Genomic DNA, 25,760 nt, shown 5'->3' on the forward strand with positions numbered 1-25,760 from the left:
GCCTTCTCTACGGGACGGGATTCAGTGTCGAAGATGGCAACGGGATCCAGAAGGGTTGGGGCGGCAGATCCCGGTGAGGACCAGTGCCGACACGCCCTGCCCATACACACAATTTGGCCTATAACCCGGTTTCTTCCCTACAAATGACTGTGTCGCCGCTGTGACCAGCGGCGACACGGTGGAGGGGATGACGGGAATCGAACCCGCACCATCAGTTTGGAAGACTGAGGCTCTACCATTGAGCTACATCCCCGTGTTGCGTGTTCGACTATAGTCGAGAACTTCCGCGACCGCCAAATCGAGATTCGGTGACGCGCGTCACCCTCCCGGCCTCGGTGTGAGGTGTATCGCATTACCGATTTCGCTCGCCCCCAGGGTGCATCCGGCGACCCGGCTGTGGTTAGATAGGAGCCGTCGCGGGATGTGGCGCAGCTTGGTAGCGCATCTGTTTTGGGAACAGAGGGTCGCAGGTTCAAATCCTGTCATCCCGACAGGCTCAAGCCGCTCGGACCATATGGTCCGAGCGGCTTTTTCAATCCGACGCAGGATGGGCCGATATCCGAGCTGCGACTCAGACCTCGAAGTCGATGACCTGCCGGACGACCGTTCCGTCGGAGAGCGCGTCGAAGGCCGAGTTGAGATCGCTCAGCGCGATCGTGTCGGAGATCAGCTCGTCGACCGGCAGTCTGCCCTCCCTCCACAGGTCCGCGTAGACAGGGATATCTCGGCTCGGCACTGCCGAACCGAGATAGGACCCGATGACCGTGCGGGCCTCGGCCGTCAACGTCACAGGAGTGATGTGGGCCTGGGCGTCCGGGGCGGGCAGCCCGACGGTCACGGTCGTCCCGCCGACGGCTGTGGCGCCGAATGCGGTTTCGAACGCGCGCGGATGGCCGACACATTCGATGACGATCGGTGCACGGCGGTCCCCGAGCTGTTCGGGAGTGAAGACCTCGACGGCCCCGAGTTCCTGCGCCCGCACGAGCTTGTCGGGATTCGCGTCGACGCCGATGACGCCGGCGGTCTCGATCGACAAGGCTGTGATGAGCGCGGCCATACCGACGCCGCCGAGGCCGACGATCATCACTTCGTCGTCCGGACCGGGCTGTCCGGCGTTGAGCACCGCTCCCCCGCCGGTGAGCACGGCGCAGCCGAGCACTGCGGCGATCGAGGCGGGAACATCGTCGTCGACGGGGACCACGGATGCGCGGCTGAGCACGGCATGAGTGGCGAACACAGAGGCACCGAGGTGGTGCAGCACCTCGGTGCCGGTGTCGTCGTGGAGACGCACCTTGTGCCCGTCGAAGGGCAGGGTCCCGGCGCCGTTCGTCGCACTGCCCGGCGTGCAGGGCAGTTTGCCGTCGGTGCGGCAGTTTGCGCATTCCCCGCAACGGGGCAGGAATACCGTGACGACCTGTTGGCCGATCTCGAGATCATTGACGCCGTCCCCGAGCTTCTCCACCACGCCGGCACCTTCGTGGCCGAGCAGCATCGGCAGCGGTCGAGGCCGGTTTCCGTCGACGACGGAGAGGTCCGAGTGGCAGACCCCAGCGGCCGTCATCCGGATGAGCACCTCACCGGGACCGGGTTCGTCGAGCTCGAGGTCCTCAATCGCAATCGGCTGCGACTGAGCGAACGGCCGGGGCCGCTCCATCTCTCGCAGCACTGCCCCTCGGATCCTCACAGTGTTCTCCCCCTCACAGAGCCTGCGGGCCCTGATCCTCGTAGTCGCCCATGATCGTGATGCGCCGTTCGTGGCGCTCATCGCCGGAGAACGGTTCGGCCAGGAAGGCGTCGACGATGGCGATCGCCTCGTCTTCGGGGTGCTGGCGAGCTCCGACCGCGACGATCTGGGCGTTGTTGTGCTGCCGGGCGAGCTTCGAGATCTCCGGGTTCCAGGCCAGTGCGGTACGCGCACCCTTGACCAGGTTCGCCGCCATCTGCTCCCCGTTGCCTGATCCGCCGATCACGACTCCGAGAGCGTCGATGCCGGCGGCGCGGTCATCGACGACGGCCTGAGCAGCCGCGATGCAGAACGCCGGGTAGTCGTCGAGTGCGTCGTATTCGAGTGCGCCGTGATCGATGACCTCGTGTCCCGCCTCGACGAGGTGGGTTTTGAGGATCTCTTTGAATTCGAATCCGGCATGGTCGGTGCCGAGGTGAACCTTCATATGTCTGCCTTTCGCTGATCCTCAGCGGATCATTCTGGTGCTGAATGCCGTATGCATGGGTGCGGGGCCGATCTCAGTCGAAGTTCGGGTCCTGGTCGCGGGTGCGCTTGAGTTCGAAGAATCCCGGCGTCGAGGCGACCGCGAGGACTCCGTCGAAGAGTCGTCCTGCGTCCTCCCCCTTCGGAGCAGGCGTGACGACAGGGCCGAAGAACGCGGTTCCCGCGACCCGGCAGATCGGGGTGCCGACGTCGTCGCCGACCAGTGCCAGGGCTTCGTCGTGGGAGGCCTGGAGCTGCGCGTCATAGTCCTCGGTCTCGCCGTACTTCATGAGGTCTGCGGGCAGCTCGAGCTCGGCGAGTGCCTCTGACACGGCCTTGTCGAAGTCCTTCTCCCCGCCAGGGTGGATACGGGTGCCGATCGCGGTGTATAGCGGTTCGGCGATCTCGTCACCGTGTTCTGCGATCGCGGCGGTGACGACGCGCATGGGGGGCCAGAGCCCGATTCATCAGTGCGCGGTAGTCCTCGGGAATGTCCTTGTCGCGGTTGAGGAAGTTCAGGCTCATCGGGTGGAACTTCACGTCGACGTCTCGGACCTTCGCCACTTCGAGTCCCCAGCGTGAGGTCATCCACGCCCATGGGCAGGCCGTATCGAACCACAGGTCGAGTGTTTCTCTGCTCACTGTCTCTCCTCTTTCATTCGCTTGCGGGTCCCGGGTCAGGCACCCATCATGTCGGTGCTCAATCTACCTATCGTGTCGGTGCTCAATCTACCTATCGTGTCGGTGCTCAATCTATCAAGACCCATCGACTCCGGGGACAGCGGTCGAATCGCGATCAGTGCCGTCGGCATCGGGCCAGGAGCGCATGTCCATGAAAGAATGACCGAGTACACCCGGTCCCCGAAGCGAAGGTCACCTCACTGTGCCGCAACACAACCTCACCCGCGACGAAGCACGCGAACGTTCCGCCGTCGTGGACGTCTCGAGCTACGAGCACACCCTGATCCTCACGGGAGAGGGAGAGAGTTTCCGCGTCCGTTCACGTATCCGCTTCACTGCAGATCCGGATTCGACGACATTCATCGACGCCATCACCGCCAGTGTCGAGCGCGTCCGCCTCAACGGCACCGACCTCGATCTCGCCGAGGTGGTCGCACCGGCCCGCATCACCCTTCCCGGACTCGCCGCTGAGAACGAGCTCATCGTCGATGCCCATTTCTCCTATATGAATACCGGTGAGGGCCTGCACCGTTTCGTCGACCCGATCGATGACGAGGTCTACCTCTATTCCCAGTTCGAGGTCCCCGACGCCCGCCGTGTCTTCCCCGTCTTCGAACAGCCCGATATCAAGTCTCCGTACTCCTTCACCGTCGTCGCCCCGGAGAAGTGGACCGTCGTGTCCAATTCCCCCACTCCGACGCCGAGCGATCCGAAAGAGACCTTCGCCGAACTCGAGGAGACTCCGCGGACCGGCATGGCAGTGTGGCAGTTCGCCCCCACCACACCGATCTCGTCCTATATCACCGCGATCATCGCGGGACCCTATGAATCCGTGCATTCGCAGCTGACCTCCTCCGACGGGTCGATCGTGCCTCTGGGTCTGTACTGCCGTGCCTCACTGCTCGAACACCTCGATGCCGAGAAGCTGTTCCGGATCACGAAAGCCGGTTTCGAGTTCTTCGAACGCGAATTCGATGTCGCCTACCCGTTCGAGAAGTACGATCAGCTCTTCGTCCCTGAATTCAATGCCGGGGCGATGGAGAACGCCGGAGCAGTGACGATCCTCGAGAACTATGTGTTCCGCTCCCGTCCCACCGAGGCTCTGGTCGAACGCCGGACGGTGACGATCCTCCACGAACTGGCTCATATGTGGTTCGGCGATCTCGTGACCATGCGCTGGTGGAACGATCTGTGGCTCAACGAGTCCTTCGCCGAGTTCATGTCCACACTCGCCACAGCCGAGGCCACCGAGTTCGCCGATGCGTGGACGACCTTCGCCACGATCGAGAAGTCCTGGGCCTACCGCCAAGATCAGCTGCCGAGCACGCACCCGATCGTCGCCCCGATCGAGGACCTCGCCGATGTCGAGGTCAACTTCGACGGGATCACCTACGCCAAGGGTGCCTCGGTGCTCAAACAGCTCGTCGCCTGGGTCGGCCGCGACGAATTCTTCTCCGGTCTCAAGAGCTACTTCGACAGACATGCGTGGTCGAACACCGAACTCTCCGATCTCCTCACCGAGCTCGAGGCCACCTCGGGACGGGATCTTGAGCGCTGGTCGCAACTGTGGCTCGAAGAATCCGGCGTCAACCTCCTCGAAGCCGCTGTCACCACCGAGGACGACGAAGGAGCGACAGCTGCGACTCAGACGTCAGATCGGACGATCTCGAACCTGCGGGTGACACAGAAGCCCTGGTCGCTTCCGGGACAGCCCACTCCGTCGCTGCGCCCTCACCGCCTGGCCATCGGCTTCTATTCGGATAACAGGCAGGGGCGTCTGGAACGCACCCATTCGTTCCCCCTCGACCTCGATGGCGAATTCGCTGAGGTCACCGAAGCCCGGGGTCTGCCCCTGCCCGATGTCATCGTCGTCAATGACGCCGACCTCAGCTATGCGAAGGTCCGCTTCGACGCCCGCAGCATGGACACGGCGGCACACAGGCTGGGCGACTTCGACGATTCGCTCACCCAGCTGCTCGTGCTGGCCACATTGTGGGATGAGGTCCGTGACGGTGAACGACCCGTCCACGACTACATCAACACTGTGCTCACCCACTTGCGAGCCATCACCCACTCCTCCGGACTGCTCACACAGATGCGTCAGCTCGACACCGCGGTCGCGTCCTACCTGCCTCCGCAGGAGCGGGAGACGATGCACGCCGAGGTGGCCGACCGTTTCATCGACCTGCTCGAGAACACCGAGGAAGGCACAGATCAGGCCTTCCAATTCGTGCGCGGTTTCGTCCGTAATGCGACCACAGCCGTGCAGCTGGACCGGCTGAAGACCTGGCTGCGGCCCGAGACGGAACACGTCTACGGGATCGCCCTGGACACCGATCTCACGTGGGAGATCATCATCGGACTGTGTTCGAACGATGCCGTCGACGATGCCACCGTGGCGGAGATGACCCGGAAGGATCCCAGCGCCACCGGCGTCCGCCACGCCGCGACCGCACGTGCCTCCAGGCCCACCTCGGCGGCGAAGTCGCAGACCTTCACCCGCATCGTCGACGATGCAGACCTGCCGAACTCCGAGCTCGGGGCGCTCGCGCTGGGCTTCGGAACCGGGCTGCAGACTGCCGCCGGGGAGATCATCAGCGCCGAAGCACCGCTGACGTCATTCGCCGACGAGTACTTCGCTCGAGTGGCTGGATGGTGGGAGACCCGCACCCTGGAAATGGCACAGACGATGACTCTGCGGCTGTATCCACCGGTGAGTTCTGCCACAGTCGAGGCCACCCGGCAGTGGCTGACCGATCATCCCGCGGCGCCGAAAGGCCTGGTGCGGCTGATGCGAGAGAACCTCGCCGATGCTGATCGCGGTCTGCAGGTTCAGCGTATGTCCAGCGCTTCCAAGGGATCATTGAACCTCGGCGGCTAGTCTCGGGACATCATGACTTCTGACGCTATGGAATCCACTGTCCAGGCCGCAAGTGACTTCGATTGGTCGTTCCTCCTCGGCGCTCCGCTGCAGATCACGGTCATCGTCATCATGGCCTTCGTCGTCAACCTCATCGTGCGGTACTTCATCCGCCGCTTCACAACCGCGGTCGCCAAAGGCACCGTCGGCAGTGAGAAGGCGGAAGGCGCCGGTCTGGCGAAGTTCTCCGCCACAGCGCTGGAGGCCCAGCGGACCGGAGTCGATCAGCAGACGATCAAGGAGCGCCGTGCCCAGAGGGCGAAGACGGTGGGCCGGATGCTGTCATCGGTGACGACGATCCTCATCAGCGTGATCGCCGCGCTCATGATCCTCGACGCTCTGAACTTCAATATCGCCCCGATCCTCGCCTCGGCGGGAATCGCCGGTGTTGCCATCGCCTTCGGTGCTCAAGAGCTCGTCCGCGACTACCTGTCGGGATTCTTCATCGTCATCGAAGACCAGTACGGAATCGGTGACACCGTCGACCTCGGCGAGGCCGTCGGCGAAGTCGAGGACGTCGGCCTGCGCCGCACCCAGGTCCGTGACCTCACCGGCACCCTGTGGCACGTGCGCAACGGTGAGATCCTGCGCGTGGGCAACCTGTCCCAGGGTTGGGCGCGTGCCGTCCTCGACATCCCCATCGACTACCGGACCTCAATGGATGAGTACCGTGAGATGACTGCGGACATCACGCGCACTCTGCGGAAGGACCCCGAGCTCTCCAGTGCGATGCTCGAAGATCCGGAGATCGCCGGCGTCCAGTCGCTGTCGGGCTCCCACAGAGTCATCCGCACGATGGTCAAGACCAAACCGAACCTGCAGTGGATGGTCGAACGTGCTTTCCGCGCCGAACTGATGACCCAGCTGGCCAAGCACGGCGGGCAGATCGGTATGGTGCAGGAGACGGTTCTGCGCACTCTTCCCACCAAGGAGGCGGCGGTTGCCCCCGCGGCGGCCGCAGACTCCGAGAACCCCTCGCCACTGCCCGGTGACCAGGAGATCCGCAGCACCGCGCAGGAAGACTCCCCCAGTGAAGGAACGACCGATGACGCAGACAGCTGACGGCTCCATCTTCGACGCCGTCGGGGGCCATGACACGTTCACCCGCCTCGTCGACGTCTTCTATCAGCACGTCGACGCGGATGCTCAGCTCATTGCGATGTATCCGGACGGCCATGAGCTGGAGGGGGCGAAGCACCGTCTGCAGACGTTCCTCGAGCAGTACTTCGGCGGTCCGTCGACTTACCAGGAACAGCGAGGTCATCCGCGTCTGCGCATGCGGCATTTCGACTATCCCATCGATTTCGACGCTCGAGATCGCTGGCTGCGCTGCATGCGAGCGGCTCTCGACGAAGTGAACCTGCCGCCGCTGTATGACGAGATGTTCTGGGACTACTTCCAGCGGGCCGCCACCGCCATGGTGAACACGAATCCGAACATCCGCTGATCACCAGACGCTGATCATCAGGCGCTGACTGCAGCCGAGTGTGCGGCCGCATTCCTCACCGAATGCGGCCGCACTCTGTGCTCTCCGGAGTTTTCGGGTACCTAGAGCTCGCCGACTTCCAGCCGTACCGTCTCCTCTGTTCAGCCGCGGGCGCGTGTGTCAGCCGCGGGCGCGTGTGAGCAGATGACCGCCCGGGGTGACGAGGCGCAGCCAGCCGGAGGACTCCATGATGCTCAGCTGCCGGTCATCATCGTGTCCGGCAGGCGGGACGAAGCGCAGAGCAGTTGCCGCGAAGGCCAGTCCTCCCGGCATGAGGGTCCCCTGCTCCCCCGCGATCTCCCGTGACCAGACTCGGGAGCGCAGAGACTTGACCGCATGTCCGCCGGACCCCTCGGGTGCTCCGGTGCTGATCTCAGCGATTCCCGCCGCCGCGCTCTCGTGGAGTCGCCCCGCTGAGATGGTGTCGTGTTCCAGCCAGCCCCCGCGTGGCGGCGCGATCCCCGTCCACGATACGAGCACGGAGTTCGGAGGCACGGGCAGACTCGTGCCGTTCTCATCGCGGGCGAAGCGATCGAGGAGATTCGACAAGGGCACCGCCTCGTCGAAGCCGTCGAGTTCGTGATCGTTCAAACGCAGCGTCCGCATCGCCAATACCAGCGGCGTCGAGTCGCCCAGACCGTGGGGGAACAGCGGAGCAACGGTCGCGGCGAGGACGTCAGAGGCGACCTGCAGCCGCATCGCTCCATCGGAGTCCGCGCGGTGGGCCAACGAAGTGAAGGCAGAGAGGTCCCGCATCGCCAGCGGGTCGTTGATGTGCAGAACGGTCATCGGCGTGCCCTCCGCAGCGGCACGGGCGTACCGACAACCGATTCCATCGCTTCGGTCTCGGTTTCGGTCAGCCGACGTGGTCTGCCGCGGTCAGTGTCGATGAAGACCACGACGGTCTCGGCGACTGTGTAGGTGCGCGAACCATCGGGTTCGCAGATGACATAGCCCACTGTCACCGAGGCGGGACTGACCTCGCTGATGACGAGGTCGACGGCGATAGGTCCGCTGCGATAGGGAATCGAGGCACGGTATTCGATCGCATGTGAGGCCACGAGCAGCTCCGTCGTCGCCGAGGCGTCGGCGAAGACCGTCGGAATCTCCACCCCGCTGACGGTCTCGGTCACCCCGTGCAGTCCGGGCGTGGTCGGCGCGTCCGAACTGTGGGTGGGAGAGCCGAGAGCACGGACACGCGCTTCTTCCAACAGTTTGAGCTGGGTGACATTGTTGACGTGGCCGTAAGCGTCCATATCACCCCATCTCAGTTCCAGCAGTACGCGGGTGAATTCTTCGAGAAGGGGGTTGGTGGCGCCTGAATGCATGTTACCCATCATGCCACCTTCATCACGCCGGTGCCGCACGCGATAGGATCGTGACTCGTACGCATGATCGGCACAGTCACCCGAGGGAGAAACCCATGACCGACGAAGCATCCTCAGACGCGGAAGCGAACGTGGCACGACTGCACGAGATCCTCGATCTGCGCAAGCTCGAGTTCACCGCGGCTTCCAGCGAAACGGATTTCTTCATCGGCCACAGCCAGTACAAACCGGACGGTCGGGTCTTCGGCGGGCAGGTCCTCGCGCAGTGTGTCGTCGCTGCTGCGGCAACCCTTCCCAGCGACCGCCTGATCCATTCCCTGCACGGGTATTTCCTTCGCGCCGGCGACGTCAGCGAACCCATCGAGTTCGGAGTCGAACGGCTGCGTGACGGGCGTTCGTTCTCTGCCCGCAGAGTGCATGCGTATCAGAAGGGAGCGCCGATCCTGTCATTGAGTGCTTCATTCCAGGACGACCAGCCCGGACTCAGCCATGCCGAACAGATGCCGAGAGATCTGCCTGCTCCCGAGGACTGCCCGGAGCTGCTCGACTACATCGGCGACGAGGATTCTCCGCTCGTCAGCGAGTGGCTGAAGAAGCGTCCCTTCGAAGTCCGCCCTGTCGAGCCGTCCCTGCACACGTCCGGCGTCTCTGATCCCTCGATCAACGAGCAGCACTCCTGGTTCCGGTCCAGTGCTGTTTTCGGAGACGATCCGGTTCTCAATGCCGCTGCTCTGGCTTACGCCAGTGATTTCAATCTGCTCGAGCCGGTTCTGCGTCACCACGAACTGACGTGGCGCACTCCCGGTCTGCGGGTGGCGAGCCTCGACCACGCCATGTGGTGGCACCACCGGGTGCGAGTCGACGAGTGGATGCTCTATGTGCAGGAGTCGCCTGCTGCGCAGGGCGGACGCGGACTCGGCTATGGGCGAATCTTCGCTCAGGACGGCACCCTGCTGGCAACTGTGGCTCAGGAAGGCATGGTCCGGGTCAAGGAGGTTCAGTGACTCGTCAGGACCCGACGATGATGGATATCATCGGCACGATCCTCAGTCGGCTGGTGAACGTGGCTCTGTTCCTCGTCATCGGGCTGCTCGCCCTCGTCGCGTTCATGGGACGCACCGATCTGCATCCGGGTATCTGCGGGCTGCTCGCCGTCGTGTGTGGGATCATCGGCACGATCCTCGTCCGACTCCTGTTCAGAGGGATCGCGGTCCTCGGCGGTCTCACCAGTCGCTCAGCAGACTGATTCCCGCGGCTGCCGGAACGCCCGACCCCACCGAAGTCTGCGGGGTATGCGAACCCGCCTACACTCAACGATCGAATCGGCACAGACGCAGTGATGCCCCGGTCGGGAGGACCGGGGCATCACTGCTCAGAGCGACGAGTCAGTACGGTATCGGCTCAGACCGGACCGAGATCAGTCGCGGGTGAGACGGCGGTGCGTGACTCGGTGCGGACGGGCCGCGTCTTCGCCGAGTCGTTCGACCTTGTTCTTCTCGTAGGCTTCGAAGTTTCCTTCGAACCAGTACCAGCTCGCCGGGTTCTCTTCGGTGCCTTCCCACGCGAGGATATGGGTGGCCACGCGGTCGAGGAACCAGCGATCGTGCGAGACGACCACGGCACAGCCGGGGAACTCGAGAAGAGCGTTCTCCAGGGAACCCAGGGTCTCGACGTCGAGGTCGTTCGTCGGCTCATCGAGCAGGAGGAGGTTTCCGCCCTGTTTGAGCGTCAGGGCAAGGTTCAGGCGGTTGCGTTCGCCACCGGAGAGGACTCCGGCCTTCTTCTGCTGGTCGGGGCCTTTGAACCCGAAGGCGGAGACGTAGGCGCGCGACGGCATCTCGACCGAACCGACCTGGATGAAGTCGAGTCCGTCGGAGACGACCTCCCACAGCGACTTGTCCGGATCGATGCCTCCACGTGACTGATCGACATAAGAGATCTTCACGGTGTCGCCGACCTTGAGCTCGCCGCCGTCGAGTTCTTCGAGACCGACGATGGTCTTGAACAGCGTCGACTTTCCGACGCCGTTGGGGCCGATGACGCCGACGATGCCGTTGCGCGGCAGCGAGAAGCTCAGACCGTCGATGAGCAGGCGATCGTCGAATCCCTTCTGCAGGTTGTCCGCTTCGATGACGATGTCGCCGAGACGCGGTCCGGCCGGGATCTGGATCTCTTCGAAGTCGAGCTTCCGAGTCTTCTCCGCTTCGGCGGCCATCTCCTCGTAGCGGGCCAGACGCGCCTTCGACTTCGTCTGCTTGGCCTTCGGGTTCGAACGCACCCAGTCGAGTTCGTCTTTGAGGCGCTTGGCGAGCTTCGCGTCCTTCTTGCCCTGCACCTGCAGACGTTCGCGCTTCTTTTCGAGGTAGGTCGAGTAGTTGCCCTCGTAGGGGTAGAGGTGACCGCGGTCGACTTCGGCGATCCATTCGGCCACGTGGTCGAGGAAGTACCTATCGTGTGTAATCGCGATGACTGCGCCCGGGTAGGTCTTCAGGTGCTGCTCGAGCCACAGCACCGATTCGGCGTCCAAATGGTTGGTCGGCTCATCGAGGAGCAGCAGGTCGGGCTTCTCAAGCAGCAGCTTGCACAGTGCCACACGGCGACGTTCACCGCCGGAGAGCACGGAGACCTCCGCATCCGGCGGCGGACAGCGCAGTGCGTCCATCGCCTGCTCGAGCTGGGAGTCGAGATCCCAAGCGTCGGCGGCGTCGATCGCCTCCTGCAGTTTGCCCATCTCTTCCATGAGGGCGTCGAAGTCGGCGTCGGGGTCGGCCATCTCCTCGGAGATGGCATTGAAGCGGTCGAGTTTCGCCTTGATCTCGCCGACGCCTTCTTCGACGTTGCCGAGTACGGTCTTCTCTTCGTTCAGGGGCGGTTCCTGCATGAGGATGCCCACCGAGTATCCGGGGCTGAGTCGAGCTTCACCGTTGGACGGCTGCTCGATCCCTGCCATGATCTTCAGAATCGTTGATTTGCCGGCGCCGTTGGGGCCGACCATACCGATCTTCGCTCCGGGGTAGAACGACATCGATACATCGTCGAGGATGACTTTGTCACCGTGGGCTTTGCGCGCCTTGTGCATGGTGTAGATGAATTCGGCCATAGTGAACTCAGGCTATCGGTTCGGCGCACTCGAGCGCTACTTGACGCTCTGCCCCGCAGGGGATGTTGAGCTTCCACCGAGGTGGTTCTCGTCCGGCGAGGAGCTCTCAGCCTCCGCCGAGAGACGGGGCTTCGCCTGAGGTGTCGCCCTCGCTCGAAGTCTGTTCGGATCCGCCGTCGCCGGATGCGCTGTCGGAGCCCTCGGAGCCGGCAGTCCCTTCCGCTCCCCCGGTGCTTGATGAGTCGGAGTCGTCTCCGCTCGGTGCGGGGCTCTCGGTCTCACTGTCTTTGCCGTTGATGTCCTCGCCAGGCAGGTGCCCGGCACCGTTGGAATCGCCGTCTTCGTCGCGTTTGTCACCTTTGGGCGCCTTGACGCCCTTCGGCCGTTCGACCTCGCCGAACAGGCAGGAACCCGTCGACTCGGTGGGCTGGACGAGGTCGGCACTGGCCTTGCCCGCCCGAATCTCTCCGACGACGCAGCCTTTGTCGGTCTTGACCCCGAACATCTTTGCGGGAACTTCATTGCCCAGCGGCGATTCGTCGATCGTGGCCTCAAGCTGCTCGGGTTCGTATCCGGCGTCGAGCATCGTGGTGAAGAACTTCTTCGTCGACGGCACCGATTCCTTGTCTCCCGTCAACGGCTTGAGCGCCTTGAGCACCTTGTCGACTTCGGCAACGGGCTTCGCCTGAGTCTGCTTCGGCTGGGGCTGCGGGTCATCGGATGCGAAGCCCAGAAGTGAACAGCCTGACAAAGCCAGAGTCAGTGCTGCGGCACCCAGCACAGGAACGAGACGCATCTACAACCTCGGCGAGAGGGGATAATTGACAGTCTCACTCTAGCGGATCATGGGTGCCGAGCGCGGCAACGAGACGACCCCGAAGCGAGGAATCCAGGCGATGATCAGAATGGAGCTGCCGCGTTCGCGGTCTCGCGGGCGATCGGATCGTCTTCGCCTCCATCACCGCCGTCGGCAGCACTGATGCCCTCGGCGTCGGCACTGGTGTCGACACTGGTGCTGCTCTCGGAACCGACTTCGTGATCGTCATCCGAGCCTGTCCCTGCCAAGCTGTCTGTTCCAGTCGACTTGAGTGGGGCAGCCACGGCGTCGCCGACCCTGCCGGCGGCCTCAGATGCGGGCGTTTCGACGGGACCCAAGGTGTTCCAAACTCCATCATTCGATCCAGATGGCTCCGTGTCCGTCTGCCCGGCAGTGGACTGTGAGCGTTCCGAGGCCTTGGCCCGCCGGTAGTGCGCGGTGCCGTACCTGAGGTCGGGACCGATATGCTCCGCGACCACCGTCGGCGAGATTCCGCTTCGCTCCTCTGTGGCCCACTCCCGGTTTCTCAGGTTGCCCGACACGATCACCGCGGCTCCGGTGTTCAGTGACATCGCGGCATTGCTGGCCAGTTCGCCGTAGCAGTCGATGCCGAACCATGAGGTGCCGTCGGTGACGAACTCCCCGGTGTTCTTATCGACTCTCCAGTGGTTCACGGCGAGCCTGAATGAAGCGCACGCGCGCCCGGATGGCAGCGTGCGCGCGGTGGGGTCTGTGGCGATTGTGCCGGTGACGGTGATCGGGATTGCGGACATCGGTGTCTCCAACTCGGTGTGATGAAACCATACGGGCATCTGCGTCCGCATGGACCTCCAGTCAGCCCGATGATTCGGTCCGGTGTCCAGGAACCGAAAATGCCCTGTGGACAGAGCTTGTCCGTCCACAGGGCAGCTGACCCGGAGTCATCCCCGTCGTGTGTTTGAGTCTCAGTATCTCAGCCGAGCATCTCGTATGCCTGTCGGTGTTCTCCGATGACGGCCTTCACCGGGTTCAGGTACGAGCTCTGAGCGACGCGACCGACAGCGTCTCTCAGCCTTCCGTCGACCTCGGCAGCCGCCTCTTTGGCCCCTCTGGTCCGCGCCGACTTCGACATCAGCGAGGTCACAGCGGATCCGATGACGCCGATCACGAACAACCCCATGCTGACGATCCAACACCAGGTCGGCAGAGCACCGGAACCGATCACCGCGACGAGAGCGGAGACGATGATGCCGAGGACACCGATGATCGAGGCGACGAAGAAGATGATCTGCAGAGCGTGCGCCAACGACCACCAGCCGGGGGTCTGCCGTGTGATCTCCACAGCTGTGACGGCCGAGTCGAGGTTCTCGGACAGCTCGTCTGTGCTCTTCTTCTCTGCTTCTGCGGCCTCGTTCTGCCAGGCCTGCGGCATGGTCGACACAGATTCTGCGATGAGTTCGTGAGCCATGAGCCGCACATGCGAACTCTGGGCCCTGGTTGTCGCGGGCACAGATGCGCGAACGAGTTCGTCTCGGTCCTGACCGTGTTTGGCACCCAAGGGGTCAGGTGCGTTGCGCTGAGCCCACGCGAGTACGGGATAGCCGGTCTTGCGATATGCCCGGCGGATATAGTCATCGTGAACGGTCTGTGCCACGGCTTCGACACCTGCGGCCTCCGACATCGTCTCGACCAGTCGGGATGCGCCGGCCAGTTCGTCCGGCGCGGCGACGGGTTCTCCGAGCTCCTTTCGGATCCGCTTGGCCATCGCCTGCATGTCGGCCAACAGCCTTTCGGCGGCGGCATCGTTCGAATCGACAGTGTCGGCGAGGATGCCGCGGATCTCCGGGATGCCTTCACGCGTCGCTGCCGAGGAGATGCGCACATTCGTCTCGCTGAGCCCATCCTCGTTGAGCAGTTGGCGCAGATGGTCGGCTGCGGCCTTCTGCTCCTCCGGGCTGAGTTTGTCGATCTGGTTGAGGACGACGACCATGTTCGCACTGTTCTCGGCGAGTTTGGTCAGGTACTCGGAGTGCAGTGAGAAGTCGGCGTACTTCTGCGGGTCGACGACCCAGAACACCACGTCGACGAGCCCCACGAGCCGGTCGGATTCGACGCGGTGCTCGACTGCCGTGGAGTCGTGGTCGGGCAGGTCGAGGAGGATCAGACCGTGCAGACGCCGCTGGTCGTCACCGTCGAGGGCCGACTCGCGCCATGTACGGCTGCGCTCGGGCACGTGCAGCCAGTCGAGGACATCGTTTCCGCCCTCTCCCCAGACGCAGGCGGTCGGGCGTGAGGTCGTCGGTCGGCGCACACCGACTCGGGCGATCTCGAGACCGGCCACCGCATTGAACAGCGAGGACTTGCCGGAGCCGGTAGAGCCGGCGAAGGCGACAACGGTGAAGTCCTCCCCCAGGCCCAGGCGGTCTTCTGCCCGATCAAGCAGATTCTGGGCATCGGTGCGGACGTCTCCGGCGAGTTTGTCTTCGCTCAGCGACAGCGCATGTCGGATGCCTTCGGCCAGATCCCGGATCTCGGTCTGTGCAGAACTATTCACAATGCCACCTCAAGTCGTTCACCGGAGGCGCGCAGGGCGCCCGCTTGCCGCGCCGGTACCGCGGATAGTCTCAGAGCGTTGTCGAAAGGGGTGCGGCAGCTCGCGACGATCCCCACAGCGGCATCGAGGAAGCGCTGGCGGATCGAGGCGATGAGGCCGGCAGCCTCGTCCTCACCGAAGATCGTCTCTGCGAGGTTGAGTGCGACTCCGGCTCCCTGCCGGTTGCCCTGCCCCATATCGCGAGTGCGCTGAGGATCCCAGAAGGCGGCATATTCGACGACGGCGCAGACCCCGGCGACGCCGAAGGAGAGAATTCGGGACTTGGACTTCTTGCCCTGGCCGATATCGCGCACGAGCGCATTGACTTCGTCGGACCAGGTGCTCACGGCCGACTTCACTGCGTCCTCGAGACCTGCCCCGACGGTTCGCAGTTCAGGCTGGTCCTCGATGAGGGCTGCGCCGGCTGCGGTGTTGCGCCACTCGGCGTTGACTTCATCGACCACGTCGATGGCCTGTTCGCGCAGGGAGACCGCGGCGCTGCGCAGAATAGCCACATGCAGAGGGGTGGCCGCATCATGCTTGCCGGTCACCGCCGCAGAGATGCGATCGCGCATTCGAGCCATGGTCGGCTCGAGACCGCGGAACAGCTGTCCTGTGCCGACGAAGTCCTGCCAGCGGGCATTGACCTCTCCATGCAGGACACGACCATCGGAGAACACTTCGGCGAGCCCCGACTGCGCGGACCGGAAGCGATTCTCCAACGAATCTGCCAGAGCGGCGTGGGTCTGCTCCTGAGTCTCGGCGAAATCAGCGAGTTCGCGGACCCGAGCCGGCAGGGCCTCGACAGCACCGGTGAGAGTGCGGCTGCGAATGCGTTCGAGTGAGGTTCCCTCAGTGCCGACCTGAGAGATCCAGGAACGTATCGGATAGATCGCCGAATGCGGCAGCAGACCGTCTTCGAGTTCGAGCTCGGCGACGGAGAAGATCGGTGAGTTCGCCAGTCCCGCGTCCGAGAGCAGACTGGACAGATGATGCCTGACTTCGCGGTTGGCTTCGGGCGGAACCCGGTCGAGGACGATGGCCACCGAGGTGCTTCGCGCTGCCGCTGTCTTCAGCAGAGCCCAAGGGGCGGCATCGGCATACCGGTTCGCCGTGGTCACGAAGAGCCACAGATCCGCGCTGAGGAGCACCCTGCGAGAGAGCGCACGGTTGGTCTCAGAGATGGAGTCGATATCCGGGCAGTCGAGGACGGCAGTACCCGGTTCGATGTTCTCATCGGCGATGAGGACGACTCCGGGCACGCTCGACTGCGGATCGGAGCTGCGCGGCAGGTCCGGCAGATAGTGCTCAGCCTCGAAGAATCTGGAGTCGGCCGGGTTGAAGATGACGACCGGATTGCCCGTCGTCGGACGGCGCACTCCGGCAGGGCTGACGGTCCGGCCCACGAGCGAGTTGACCAGTGTCGACTTTCCGGCACCGGTCGATCCGCCCACAGCGATGAGGAACGGAGTCCGCGAGCGATTGATCCGCGGCAGCACGTAGTCATCGAGTTCTGCGGTCAGCGTCGAGTGTGCTGTGCGAGCGTCGGCGAGGTCCTCGCTGCGCAGGGTGAAGCGAGTCTCCGAGACTCGCTTGACGATATCGTTCAACGCTTGGCCGACCGGCGGCGTCACGGCGCTCTTGCTCTCAATGATCACGCCTCCACTCTCTATGTTTTCCCAGCTCGGCACCAACTGCCACGCCGTATCGGCGCGGATTTGCTCACCGGCGCCACGGATCAGGCGCCCACACCACTCTGCGCCGAGTCCGGACATGAGAAGCGCCCCCGGCGGGGCTCGAACCCGCGACCTACCGCTTAGAAGGCGGTTGCTCTATCCGACTGAGCTACGGAGGCTCAAATATCGTAACCGATGCTCGGATGAGAACAGAAAGCGACCCCGGTCAAGGCGGACTGTCTCAGTCGCCGCCTCGAACCGGGGCCGGATCGCTGCCGTGAAAGACCGGCAGAGACATCTCAGTAGTGACGAGCCGCGTTCTCCATCGACTTGCGCACTGTCACAAAGGACACGATAACCACTCCGGTCATCGCAAGGATGACTGCCACAGCTTCGATGCCGAAGGCGAAGTCGACGATGATCGGAAAGAATCCAGCGAGCATGAAACCCAGCAGCGCGACCAGCGTGAGTGCCGTGGCAATTGAAAAGAGCTTTGCACCATTCATCGTCCATCTCCTTCGATCAGTGCATCCGATGGAAAAGACTAACGCCAGATGCAGCTCACGTCACTGAAAATTTCGAAATATTTCGCCTCAGGAGTCTTCGCGGACATCGATCGCTTTCTCCAGGCGCTCGAGTTTGCCGTCGATCTCGCCGGAGTAGCCGGGCCTGATATCGGCCTTGACCACCAACGACACCCGAGTGCCGAACTCACCGACGGCCTCGGTCGCGTCCTTGATGACCGCGAAGACTTCGTCCCATTCACCTTCGATGGTTGTGAACATCGAGTCCGTGCGGTGCGGCAGACCAGAATTGCGGACGATCTCGACGGCCGCTGCCACGGCGTCGTGGACCGATGCGTCGGCCCCTTCTCCCCCGCTGGGGGCGACTGAAAAAGCTGCGAGCATGATGGTGATCCCTTCGTTCAGGTGCGGTGGGGTGCCGATCGGCACCCCACCGCGCTAGCTTGACCGACGCGGACTGGCCGACTCCGCTCAGGCTTGAGCAGGCACTGTCACGATGAGCGAATCGCCCTGTCCGCCGCCGCCGCAGAGTGCGGCGATGCCAGTGCCGCCGCCTCGGCGCTGGAGTTCGAGGGCAAGGGTGAGGACGACTCGAGCTCCCGAGGCTCCGATCGGATGGCCCAGCGCGACGGCGCCTCCGTTGACATTCACCTTGTCCTCGTCAATGCCGAGATCCTTGACACTGGCCAGGCCGACAGCGGCGAAGGCTTCGTTGATCTCGTAGAGATCGAAGGAGTCGGCTGCGACGCCTTCGCGCTCAGCAGCAGCCTTGATGGCCTGCGAGGGCTGGTGCTGAAGGGTCGAGTCCGGTCCGGCGGTCCATGCATGGGACCGGACCTCGCCGAGGATCGGAGCACCCAGCGCTTCGGCCTTCTCACGCGACATGACGACGACGGCGCAGGCGCCGTCGGATATCTGCGAGGCATTGCCGGCGGTGATCGTTCCGTCCTTGCGGAAAGACGGACGCAGCTTGGACAGGGACTCGGCGGTCGTGTCCGCCCGCACTCCCTCATCAGCGGAGACTGTGACATCACCCTTGCGCGAGCTGTAGGTCACGGGAACGATCTCATTCTCGAAGGCTCCGGATTCCTGCGCCGCGGCGGCTCTCTGGTGGGAGCGAGCGGAGAACGCGTCCTGCTCGGTGCGGGAGAATTCGCGGTCACCGGCGTTGGCCTCTTCGGTCAGTCCGCCCATGGCCTGATCGGTGAACGCATCCCAGAGGCCGTCGTAGTCCATATGATCCTTGACGACGACATCGCCGTATTTGTAACCCGAACGCGACTTCGTGAGCATGTGCGGAGCCTGGCTCATCGACTCCTGCCCACCGGCCACGACGACGTCGTACTCGCCGGACCGGATCAGCTGGGCGGCCTGGGTGATCGTGTTGATTCCCGACAGGCACAGCTTATTCACCGACACAGCTGGAACGGACATCGGAATGCCGGCCTTGACCGCAGCCTGACGACCGGGGCCCTGACTGTTGCCCGCCTGCAGAACCTGCCCCATGATCACGTAGTCGACGTCAGAGCCCTGAATTCCGGCGCGATCGAGTGCACCGGCGATGGCTTCGGCGCCGAGCTCGACGGCACTGAGTTTCGACAGCTCTCCCTGCAGCCGCCCGAACGGTGTCCGCGCTCCGGCGACGATCACTGCATCAGCCATATTTCCTCCTCGGATATCCGCGTCCGGACTCGTGTCCGCAACACGTATGCATTTCGACATCCACCAGCCTAGTCGAGGCTCATGTGGCCTGTATCACTGGGGCCGGACAGCCGTGTCTGAGAAGCCTCGTCCACACTCCCGCATTCGCACCCAACACTCATGGAGTCTCCGTTAGAGTAGGACGAGGACAGCCCAAGAACACCCCCTTTCCAAGATGACAGGAGTTCGCTTCAGTGACGCCCACCGAAGAATTCCGCACAGCGATGCGCGGCTACGAGAAGAGTGAAGTCGATTCGCGTCTGCAGCAGCTGCGCACCGAGGTCGAATCGGTCCGCAAGGCGTTGGCCGATGCGCGCAGTCAGGTCATCAATGCAGATCGGGCGAAGCTGCAGATCGCCGGAGAGCTCTCTGAAGCCAAGGCACAGCTGAAGAAGGCTGCCAACGACAACGCAGAAGCCGCCGGTCCTCCCGGAAGCCGCATCGACCATCTCCTCAAGATCGCCGAATCGCAGGCCCGTGAGACCCTGGCTCAGGCCAATTCCGATGCTGAGACGATCCGAAACAAGGCCCGCGCCGAGGCAGCTTCCGCTCGTGCTCGGATGCACACCGAAAGCAACGACACACTCTCCAATGCACGCTCGGAAGCCGATGCGATCACCTCCTCGGCCGAGCTGCGCGCCGAAGAGACGATCAAGGCCGCTGAGAAACGCGCCGCAGAGCTCAGCGCGACCACCGAACGAGAGACCAATCAGGCCAAGGAAGCGAATGCCGCTTCCTCGAAGGAGGCTCGCGAGAGCCTCGATCTCGAGCTGTCCGAGCTGCGGGCGACTGCAGAGAAGGAAGCTGCAGATCTGCGCGCCGAGGCCAAGACCGAGGCCGAAGAGATCGTCGCGTCCGCACAGGCCCAGGCCGATGAGCTGCTCAATGCCGCGAAGGCCCGCGATGAGGCGTCGAAGAAAGCCGGAAACGACTTCGACCTCGAACTCGCGAATAAGCGCAAAGAAGCCGAAACCGAACGCAAGAAGCGCTACGAAGAGGCTCAGGCCGAGAACAAGAAGCTCATCGAAGAGGCTCAGGCGCGTGCGGGGAAGGCCGACACCGAGGCGAAGGAAGCTGCCGAACGCGCGGAGCAGACTCGCACCGATGCGGTGAAGAAGGCCGACGAGATCATCGCCGATGGAAAGTCTCGCGCCCAGACGCTCATCTCCGAAGCTCGGGCCACCGCCGAGGCGACCATCGAGGAATCCGCGGCAGAGGCCAAGCGCAATGTCGCCTCCGCTCAGTCGCAGGTCGATCTGCTCACGAAGCAGCGCAAGACGATCACCGCTCAGCTCGACCAGCTCCGCTCCCTGTTTGCGATGCCGGGAGTCATGGGCGGGGACTCGGTGGATCCGGCGAAGGCCGAATCGGCCTCTCACGCCACCGAGCAGATCGCTGACGGCCAGGAGCTCGAAGATCTGCTGGCCGACGATGATTCTTCGGATTCGGATTCGGAAGAGGACGATTCCGGGCAGTCGACCGACGATGCGCAGTCGACCGATGCCGAAACGGATTCGGCCGAATCCGCCGATTCCAAGGGTTCGAATTCGCCCGGAAGCGGGAAGAACGACGACGCCGGAGCCGAGGACGAGGTAACCGCCCAGTCCGACGAGTCGGCAGATGGTTCGGAGACCACTGCGGAGTCAGAGACCACTGCAGAGTCGGCTGCGGACGCCGACGACGAAGCCGAGGACACGAAGGCCGAAGACCTGCCCAACGGCGCCACCGACGAGGACACCATCTCGATCGACGCCCAGGTCTCCGGATCGAAGAATGACAGCTCTAAGACGTCACGCTCGCGTAACTCGCTGCGCTGAGGACGACTGAGACGAATATGGTGAAGGGACCCGCAGCTGCGGGTCCCTTCATCATTGACAGCCTCGGAGCTCGGCCGACCGAAATCATTCAGCCACCGGGCCCAAGACCGTCTGCTCTCACCTGAAGCGGTCGAAGCAGCGGTGGTGCCAGTGTCGTCTGCTCTCGACCCCGATTTCGATTCCATGCGGGGCATCCTGACGCCACGCCACGATATGGCTTGCGGCTGCGCTGACGTCGCGACCACAGCCCGGGCAGACATACGCCTTGCCGGAGTCGTTTCCCTTCACGGTCTGCACAGACCAGGTTCCGTCCGGCAGCGTACGGCTCGTCCTCATACCTGCCACCGACGCGGACAGGTCGCGGGGAGCCTGCTGCCATTTGTTCTTGCGACGCGAGGATGAAGATCGTGGCATTGAGTCATTGTCTCACGTAGGCTGAAGCGCGTGCGTCTAGTCATAGCCAAATGCTCTGTCGATTATGCCGGTCGTCTGACCGCTCACCTGCCGATGGCCACCCGCCTCATCATGCTCAAGTCAGATGGCTCGGTGCTCATCCATTCCGACGGCGGTTCCTATAAGCCGCTGAACTGGATGACTCCCCCGTGCACGGTTCGGCACATCGAACCCGATGCCGAGCAGGCCGAAGCCGGGCTGACCGAGCTGTGGGAAGTGTCGCAGACGAAGACGGGTGACCGACTTGTCATCTCGATCGCTGAAGTCCTCGCTGACGACACCTATGAGTTCGGTGTCGACCCGGGTCTTGTCAAGGACGGTGTCGAAGCACATCTGCAGGAACTGCTCGCCGAACACATCGATACCCTCGGCGACGGATACAGTCTGGTTCGCCGCGAATACATGACGGCGATCGGGCCGGTGGACATCCTGGCTCGTGATGACGGACAGAAGTCGGTGGCAGTGGAGATCAAACGCCGTGGCGATATCGACGGCGTCGAGCAGCTGACACGCTATCTCGAACTGATGAATCGCGATCCCCTCCTCAGCCCTGTCCAGGGAGTCTTCGCAGCTCAGGAAATCAAACCGCAGGCTCGTACGCTCGCTGAAGATCGCGGTATCCGCTGCGTCGTCCTCGACTACGATGCCCTGCGCGGTATGGACGACCCGGATTCGCGCCTCTTCTGACCACCCAGCGTGGACTGCCTGATCACTCCACGGGACACTCCCAGCTCCTCGATCAAGCTGCCGATCAAGCCGAACCGCATCTGCGGACTCGTCGCGCATAGTGTGCCCCTCGATCAAGCCGCCCAGCGTCTGTCGACCCTCCGCACGCGCTCCACTCGTCGATCAAGCCGCCCAGCGTCTGTCTGCCCGTCTACCGATCGATACATGAGGCCCGCCTTGAACGAGGGCAGATATCACGTCACGTAGCGACGGTGGCCGTCGATAATGATGCGTCGTCGCACCGCCTCCTTGATCCGCAGGAAGACGTCGGCGGCGAACAGATCGCTCCACCGGATGCGGAAGACTGTCCACCCTTCGTTGCGCAATGCGTACTCACGACGCCGTTCGAGTTCGAAAGTCTGCTCCGGGTCAACTCCATCGAGGTAGTACTTGCCCACTCCGTCGAATTCTGCGATGACCTTGGCATCCTCATTTGCGAAGTCTGTCCGCCCCAAGTGTTTGCCGTTTCCATCCCAGACGTCGACCTGCGGTACGAAATCGGGAATCGAATGTTCGACGAACCGCATCGCACAGATCGACTCGGCCACGCTCTCCCGTCGAGCGTCGACATTGTCGAGAGCCTTGAGTATCTTCGCGGTGCCTGTGCGTACAGGATGGGATTCGCAATAGGTCCGGATCTCGTCGACAGTCACGATCTCATTGCGTACCGCCGAGTCGAGCACCGCAACGGCGAACGGGAGCGTGCTGTCCCGAGCGATGTCGTGCATCGTCTGCGGAACTGACGTGACCGGGATCCCGTTGACGATTTGGCTGGCACTGTGGTCAAGTGCACGTCGACGTACCAACATCTTCGCAAGGCGCACACCGCTGCGCGGACTCACGGCTTCGGCAAACACATCGTCTCGATCGACAAAAGGTATCGCGACGCCATGAATGATGAGTGCGCTGCGATGAGAGAACACAGCATCCGGAGGGAGGCGATCGACATACGACCTGACGATGATCCTCAAGTCCTCCGTACGCTTGCGCAGGCCGGTCGTCTCCTGAGGCAGAGTGGTGGTGGGGGCCTCCGCGATCGCAGCGACGAAACTGTGGTCCGGGTTCGTACACGCCGCGGTCACAACGTACCTGCCGCGCTGCAGACGTCGCAGGCAACATCGTTCAGCAGCTTTGATCCGGTGACAGTCCCATCCTGCCGCGAGCAGCGCGGCCGTCGACAGACATCCGTACATGACACCAAGCATGACCGACCGGCACCGAGGAGGCCAGAGTCGAGAATCGGCCTGTGGATAACCGACGACTCGACCTCACAGACCCCACGATTCTCTGCGTGATGTCCCACCCCCGCTTGCGCGGCGGCGCCCGCAGTCGTGTGTGTCCCGGACGGCACGAGTGGGAAGCCAGGCCCCATTCAAGCGGCAGCGCCGTTATCGGGCGGTAGACCTATGGACAGACGGGGTTCGCCGTGAACGAAGGAGGCGACTATGGACAGACGGGGCGAGGCTTGAATGAGGCCCATTTGACGGGAGAGGTCGCACGCTGAAGGGCGGAGGACTGAGCGCGGAGTGCCACGAGCCATGTGCAATGGGGTAAAGGTACGTGAGCCGCCGCGCAAAGGACGGACAGCTGCGAGGCGGAGGATGGAGACGACTCGCGGGGTGTATCGAGAAGAAGAGCGGTTCCGAAAATCACGATCGGAAGGTTGTGCGCACCGCCCGAGGTGGCCTAATCGAAGCTGAGGACGTCGCGCTTCTCGACTCGCTCGATGCGGACACCGAGGCTACGCAGATTCTCGACGAAGTTCTCATAGCCGCGTTCGATGTGATCGATTCCCGACACTTCGGTCACTCCCCCGGCTCGCAGCGCAGCCATGACCAGGCCCGCCCCTGCACGGATGTCGGAGGCTTCGACTTCGGCACCTGAGAGGCTCTCGCTGCCGGTGACCAGCGCATGATTGCCGTCGATGCGCACTCTGGCACCGAGGCGGGCGATCTCCTGCACAAAGCGCCAGCGGGCTTCGAACAGGTTCTCGGACAACAGGCCGATTCCGTCGGAGACAGAGTTCAAAGCGATGACGAAGGGCTGCAGATCGGTCGGGAAACCGGGGAACGGCATCGTCGCGACCCGAATCGCGTGAGGGCGCTCTGCACCGATGACGCGAAATCCCTGACCCAACGTCCCATCACCGAGGGTGATCTCTCCCAGGTCTTCGACTGCAGCACCCGAGTCCCGCAGCTTCGTACCGATATTGGGCATGATGTCGAGCCCGACTCCGCGTACGGTCACGTCGCCGGCGCTCAGAGCGGCGCCGAAGGCGAAGGTTCCCGCGACGATGCGGTCTCCCACGGTCCGGTGGGTGACCGGGTGCAGCGACTCAACTCCCGTGATCGTGAGGTCGGAGGTGCCGATCCCCTCGATCTGCGCTCCCATCTCGACGAGCATCCTGCAGATGTCGACGATCTCAGGTTCACGCGCGGCATTGGCGATCGTGGTGGTGCCATGGGCGAGGGTCGCGGCCATGACGAGGTTCTCAGTGGCGCCGACGGACGGGAACTCGAGGACGATCTCGGTGCCGCGCAGCCCTTCGGGTGCTTCCGCGACGAAGTAGCCGTGGTCGAGATGGACGACTGCGCCCAGCGCTTCGAGTCCGGCCTGGTGCATATCGAGACCACGGGAGCCGATCGCGTCACCACCGGGAAGAGCCACATGTGCGGCTCGCATCCGTGCGGTGAGAGGGCCGAGGACGGAGATCGATGCCCGCATCGCACGGACCAGCTCGTAGTCCGCCTGGATGCCGACCTCTGCGGGGACATCGATGCTGACGACGCCGTCTGCGGCATCGTAGTCGACCTCACAGCCGAGGCGGACGAGCAGTTCGACCATGATCCGCACGTCCAAGATGGCCGGAACGTTGGTGATGGTGGTGCGCCCGACGGCGAGGAGACTTGCGGCCATGAGTTTGAGCACGCTGTTCTTCGCGCCTCTGACGTCGATGGTTCCCGCCAGCTGTGCAGGACCGGTCAAACGGAAGACATCCATTAAGTGAAACGTCCCATCGTCGGATTGTACCCAGGGGGTGAGGATTCGAGCCACGAAGCCATTGTGGACAGGGATTCGGTGTCCATTGCCAAGGACACGGATCGCGGGCGGCCGTCCGCTTTGCCGTAGGAGCAGTCGACGACGACTGCCTCAGGCAGAACCGAATACTGCTCCCCGGACGTGGGTTTGCGCCGCACGAGTATGTCGAGATCCGCCCGCGGCAGTCGGAACGCTGCACGCCGGGTCAGAGCGAACACGGGGTACCAGTCAAGGGAGGTGACCGAGAACACGGCTACGCCCAAACGCCAACGTGGGCGAGAAGAATACTCCTCGCCCACGTTGATGGAACAGTCAAAGGCACCCGAGAGCTTCGAGATCGACCTGCGTCGAATCGTGACGACCACGATCAGAGCAAGCGCGAGTCCTACCAGCGAGAGCAGAACGATCAGCAGGACGGAAGGGTTCACGGTTGCCAGTGTAACCTGCGGATCAGAGAAGTTCGGCCTGATCAGCGGCAATGATCACACGGTTGTTCTCCACCGAGAGGAATCCACCATCGGCTTTGACCCTGATGGTGTCCTCCCCCGGGGTGAGAATCCGCGTTTCGCCGTCGGCGACGACACCCAACACGGGCTCGTGGCCCGGCAGGATGCCGATCTCGCCGTCGAGTGTACGGGCGATGACGCGCTTGGCCTCACCGACCCATACCTCGCGATCAGCAGCCACGACATTCACTTCGAGTGTCGCCAT

At 63.4% G+C, this 25,760-nt stretch carries 24 protein-coding genes, 3 tRNA genes and 1 pseudogene; 8 read left to right on the forward strand and 20 right to left on the reverse strand.

Annotated features, from left to right (window positions below; genetic code table 11):
- Nucleotides 1-179 precede the first annotated feature (179 nt).
- Nucleotides 180-253: transfer RNA gene (locus EB835_RS00100), tRNA-Gly, on the reverse strand.
- 164 nt (nucleotides 254-417) lie between these two features.
- Between EB835_RS00100 and EB835_RS00105 the strand changes: the two genes are divergently transcribed.
- Nucleotides 418-491 (forward strand) — tRNA-Pro (locus EB835_RS00105).
- Between the two features lie 80 nt (nucleotides 492-571).
- Here EB835_RS00105 and EB835_RS00110 read toward each other — a convergent pair.
- From EB835_RS00110 to EB835_RS00120, 3 genes and pseudogenes are all read right to left on the reverse strand, one after another.
- The gene (locus EB835_RS00110) at nucleotides 572-1,684 is read right to left on the reverse strand and encodes an alcohol dehydrogenase catalytic domain-containing protein (RefSeq protein ID WP_135807481.1); all 1,113 of its coding nucleotides are present in this window, start codon (nucleotides 1,682-1,684) and stop codon (nucleotides 572-574) included.
- Nucleotides 1,685-1,697: 13 nt separating this feature from the next.
- Nucleotides 1,698-2,171 carry a ribose-5-phosphate isomerase gene (locus tag EB835_RS00115; protein ID WP_135807482.1) on the reverse strand — a complete coding sequence of 158 codons (474 nt, stop codon included), beginning with the start codon at nucleotides 2,169-2,171 and terminating at the stop codon, nucleotides 1,698-1,700.
- A 73-nt stretch (nucleotides 2,172-2,244) separates the two neighbouring features.
- Nucleotides 2,245-2,851 (reverse strand): annotated as a pseudogene (locus tag EB835_RS00120) (disulfide bond formation protein DsbA).
- A 241-nt stretch (nucleotides 2,852-3,092) separates the two neighbouring features.
- On the opposite strand from EB835_RS00120, the gene pepN reads away from it, so the two are divergent.
- From pepN to EB835_RS00135, 3 genes are read left to right on the forward strand one after another with little or no spacing between them, the layout of a single operon-like run.
- Nucleotides 3,093-5,771: an aminopeptidase N gene (pepN, locus tag EB835_RS00125; protein ID WP_135807483.1), complete on the forward strand. Its 2,679-nt coding sequence runs from the start codon at nucleotides 3,093-3,095 to the stop codon at nucleotides 5,769-5,771.
- A gap of 12 nt (nucleotides 5,772-5,783) precedes the next feature.
- Nucleotides 5,784-6,872: a mechanosensitive ion channel family protein gene (locus tag EB835_RS00130; protein ID WP_135807484.1), complete on the forward strand. Its 1,089-nt coding sequence runs from the start codon at nucleotides 5,784-5,786 to the stop codon at nucleotides 6,870-6,872.
- Entirely contained in the window at nucleotides 6,856-7,257 is a 402-nt protein-coding gene (locus tag EB835_RS00135) for a globin (protein WP_135807485.1), read from the forward strand. The genes EB835_RS00130 and EB835_RS00135 overlap by 17 nt, the downstream gene beginning before the upstream one ends.
- Nucleotides 7,258-7,416: 159 nt before the next feature.
- Here the strand turns inward: EB835_RS00135 and EB835_RS00140 are convergent, their stop codons facing one another.
- A complete protein-coding gene (locus EB835_RS00140) occupies nucleotides 7,417-8,085 on the reverse strand; it encodes a hypothetical protein (RefSeq protein WP_135807486.1) in 669 nt (222 codons plus the stop codon).
- Entirely contained in the window at nucleotides 8,082-8,633 is a 552-nt protein-coding gene (locus EB835_RS00145; protein ID WP_240688434.1) for an acyl-CoA thioesterase, read from the reverse strand. The genes EB835_RS00140 and EB835_RS00145 overlap by 4 nt, the downstream gene beginning before the upstream one ends.
- 86 nt (nucleotides 8,634-8,719) lie before the next feature.
- Here EB835_RS00145 and EB835_RS00150 point away from each other — a divergent pair, with 86 nt between their 5' ends.
- Nucleotides 8,720-9,628 (forward strand): acyl-CoA thioesterase, encoded by a 909-nt coding sequence (locus EB835_RS00150; protein ID WP_135807487.1) that lies wholly within the window; start codon nucleotides 8,720-8,722, stop codon nucleotides 9,626-9,628.
- Entirely contained in the window at nucleotides 9,625-9,870 is a 246-nt protein-coding gene (locus EB835_RS00155; RefSeq protein WP_240688435.1) for a hypothetical protein, read from the forward strand. The genes EB835_RS00150 and EB835_RS00155 overlap by 4 nt, the downstream gene beginning before the upstream one ends.
- Nucleotides 9,871-10,041: 171 nt before the next feature.
- Here the strand turns inward: EB835_RS00155 and ettA are convergent, their stop codons facing one another.
- The 9 genes from ettA to EB835_RS00200 all read right to left on the reverse strand — a co-directional run bounded on the left by ettA (nucleotide 10,042) and on the right by EB835_RS00200 (nucleotide 18,975).
- Entirely contained in the window at nucleotides 10,042-11,724 is a 1,683-nt protein-coding gene (gene ettA, locus EB835_RS00160; protein ID WP_135807488.1) for an energy-dependent translational throttle protein EttA, read from the reverse strand.
- A 106-nt stretch (nucleotides 11,725-11,830) separates the two neighbouring features.
- Nucleotides 11,831-12,520 carry a DUF6993 domain-containing protein gene (locus tag EB835_RS00165; RefSeq protein WP_135807489.1) on the reverse strand — a complete coding sequence of 230 codons (690 nt, stop codon included), beginning with the start codon at nucleotides 12,518-12,520 and terminating at the stop codon, nucleotides 11,831-11,833.
- A 104-nt stretch (nucleotides 12,521-12,624) separates the two neighbouring features.
- Nucleotides 12,625-13,314 (reverse strand): single-stranded DNA-binding protein, encoded by a 690-nt coding sequence (locus EB835_RS00170; RefSeq protein WP_168216580.1) that lies wholly within the window; start codon nucleotides 13,312-13,314, stop codon nucleotides 12,625-12,627.
- Nucleotides 13,315-13,493: 179 nt separating this feature from the next.
- Nucleotides 13,494-15,074 (reverse strand): GTPase, encoded by a 1,581-nt coding sequence (locus tag EB835_RS00175; RefSeq protein WP_135807491.1) that lies wholly within the window; start codon nucleotides 15,072-15,074, stop codon nucleotides 13,494-13,496.
- Complete coding sequence (locus tag EB835_RS00180; protein ID WP_240688436.1) at nucleotides 15,071-16,771, reverse strand: dynamin family protein; 1,701 nt, start codon at nucleotides 16,769-16,771, stop codon at nucleotides 15,071-15,073. Before EB835_RS00180 ends, EB835_RS00175 begins: the two co-directional genes overlap by 4 nt.
- A 123-nt stretch (nucleotides 16,772-16,894) precedes the next feature.
- Nucleotides 16,895-16,968 (reverse strand) — tRNA-Arg (locus tag EB835_RS00185).
- A gap of 120 nt (nucleotides 16,969-17,088) precedes the next feature.
- Nucleotides 17,089-17,295, reverse strand: a complete 207-nt coding sequence (locus EB835_RS00190; protein ID WP_135807493.1) for a hypothetical protein — start codon at nucleotides 17,293-17,295, stop codon at nucleotides 17,089-17,091.
- An 87-nt stretch (nucleotides 17,296-17,382) separates the two neighbouring features.
- The gene (locus EB835_RS00195) at nucleotides 17,383-17,697 is read right to left on the reverse strand and encodes a thiamine-binding protein (RefSeq protein WP_135807494.1); all 315 of its coding nucleotides are present in this window, start codon (nucleotides 17,695-17,697) and stop codon (nucleotides 17,383-17,385) included.
- Nucleotides 17,698-17,784: 87 nt separating this feature from the next.
- Nucleotides 17,785-18,975, reverse strand: coding sequence for an acetyl-CoA C-acetyltransferase (locus EB835_RS00200; RefSeq protein WP_135807495.1), 1,191 nt, complete (start codon nucleotides 18,973-18,975; stop codon nucleotides 17,785-17,787).
- Between the two features lie 233 nt (nucleotides 18,976-19,208).
- On the opposite strand from EB835_RS00200, the gene EB835_RS00205 reads away from it, so the two are divergent.
- A complete protein-coding gene (locus tag EB835_RS00205; protein ID WP_135807496.1) occupies nucleotides 19,209-20,831 on the forward strand; it encodes a coiled-coil domain-containing protein in 1,623 nt (540 codons plus the stop codon).
- Nucleotides 20,832-20,948: 117 nt separating this feature from the next.
- Here EB835_RS00205 and EB835_RS00210 read toward each other — a convergent pair whose 3' ends face one another.
- Complete coding sequence (locus EB835_RS00210) at nucleotides 20,949-21,245, reverse strand: hypothetical protein (protein WP_240688438.1); 297 nt, start codon at nucleotides 21,243-21,245, stop codon at nucleotides 20,949-20,951.
- Between the two features lie 30 nt (nucleotides 21,246-21,275).
- On the opposite strand from EB835_RS00210, the gene nucS reads away from it, so the two are divergent.
- Nucleotides 21,276-21,971 (forward strand): endonuclease NucS, encoded by a 696-nt coding sequence (nucS, locus tag EB835_RS00215; protein WP_135807497.1) that lies wholly within the window; start codon nucleotides 21,276-21,278, stop codon nucleotides 21,969-21,971.
- Between the two features lie 233 nt (nucleotides 21,972-22,204).
- On the opposite strand, the gene EB835_RS00220 is transcribed toward nucS, so the two are convergent.
- The 4 genes from EB835_RS00220 to EB835_RS00235 all read right to left on the reverse strand — a co-directional run bounded on the left by EB835_RS00220 (nucleotide 22,205) and on the right by EB835_RS00235 (nucleotide 25,760).
- Nucleotides 22,205-23,203, reverse strand: coding sequence for a hypothetical protein (locus EB835_RS00220; RefSeq protein WP_135807498.1), 999 nt, complete (start codon nucleotides 23,201-23,203; stop codon nucleotides 22,205-22,207).
- A gap of 493 nt (nucleotides 23,204-23,696) precedes the next feature.
- Nucleotides 23,697-25,010 (reverse strand): UDP-N-acetylglucosamine 1-carboxyvinyltransferase, encoded by a 1,314-nt coding sequence (gene murA, locus EB835_RS00225; protein ID WP_135807499.1) that lies wholly within the window; start codon nucleotides 25,008-25,010, stop codon nucleotides 23,697-23,699.
- Nucleotides 25,010-25,477, reverse strand: coding sequence for a DUF2550 domain-containing protein (locus EB835_RS00230; RefSeq protein WP_135807500.1), 468 nt, complete (start codon nucleotides 25,475-25,477; stop codon nucleotides 25,010-25,012). Before EB835_RS00230 ends, murA begins: the two co-directional genes overlap by 1 nt.
- Nucleotides 25,478-25,499: 22 nt before the next feature.
- On the reverse strand, nucleotides 25,500-25,760 hold the full coding sequence (locus tag EB835_RS00235; protein WP_135538630.1) for a F0F1 ATP synthase subunit epsilon: 261 nt from the start codon (nucleotides 25,758-25,760) through the stop codon (nucleotides 25,500-25,502).

It is taken from the genome of Brevibacterium sp. S22 (assembly GCF_004745485.1).
Classification (GTDB): Bacteria; Actinomycetota; Actinomycetes; order Actinomycetales; family Brevibacteriaceae; genus Brevibacterium.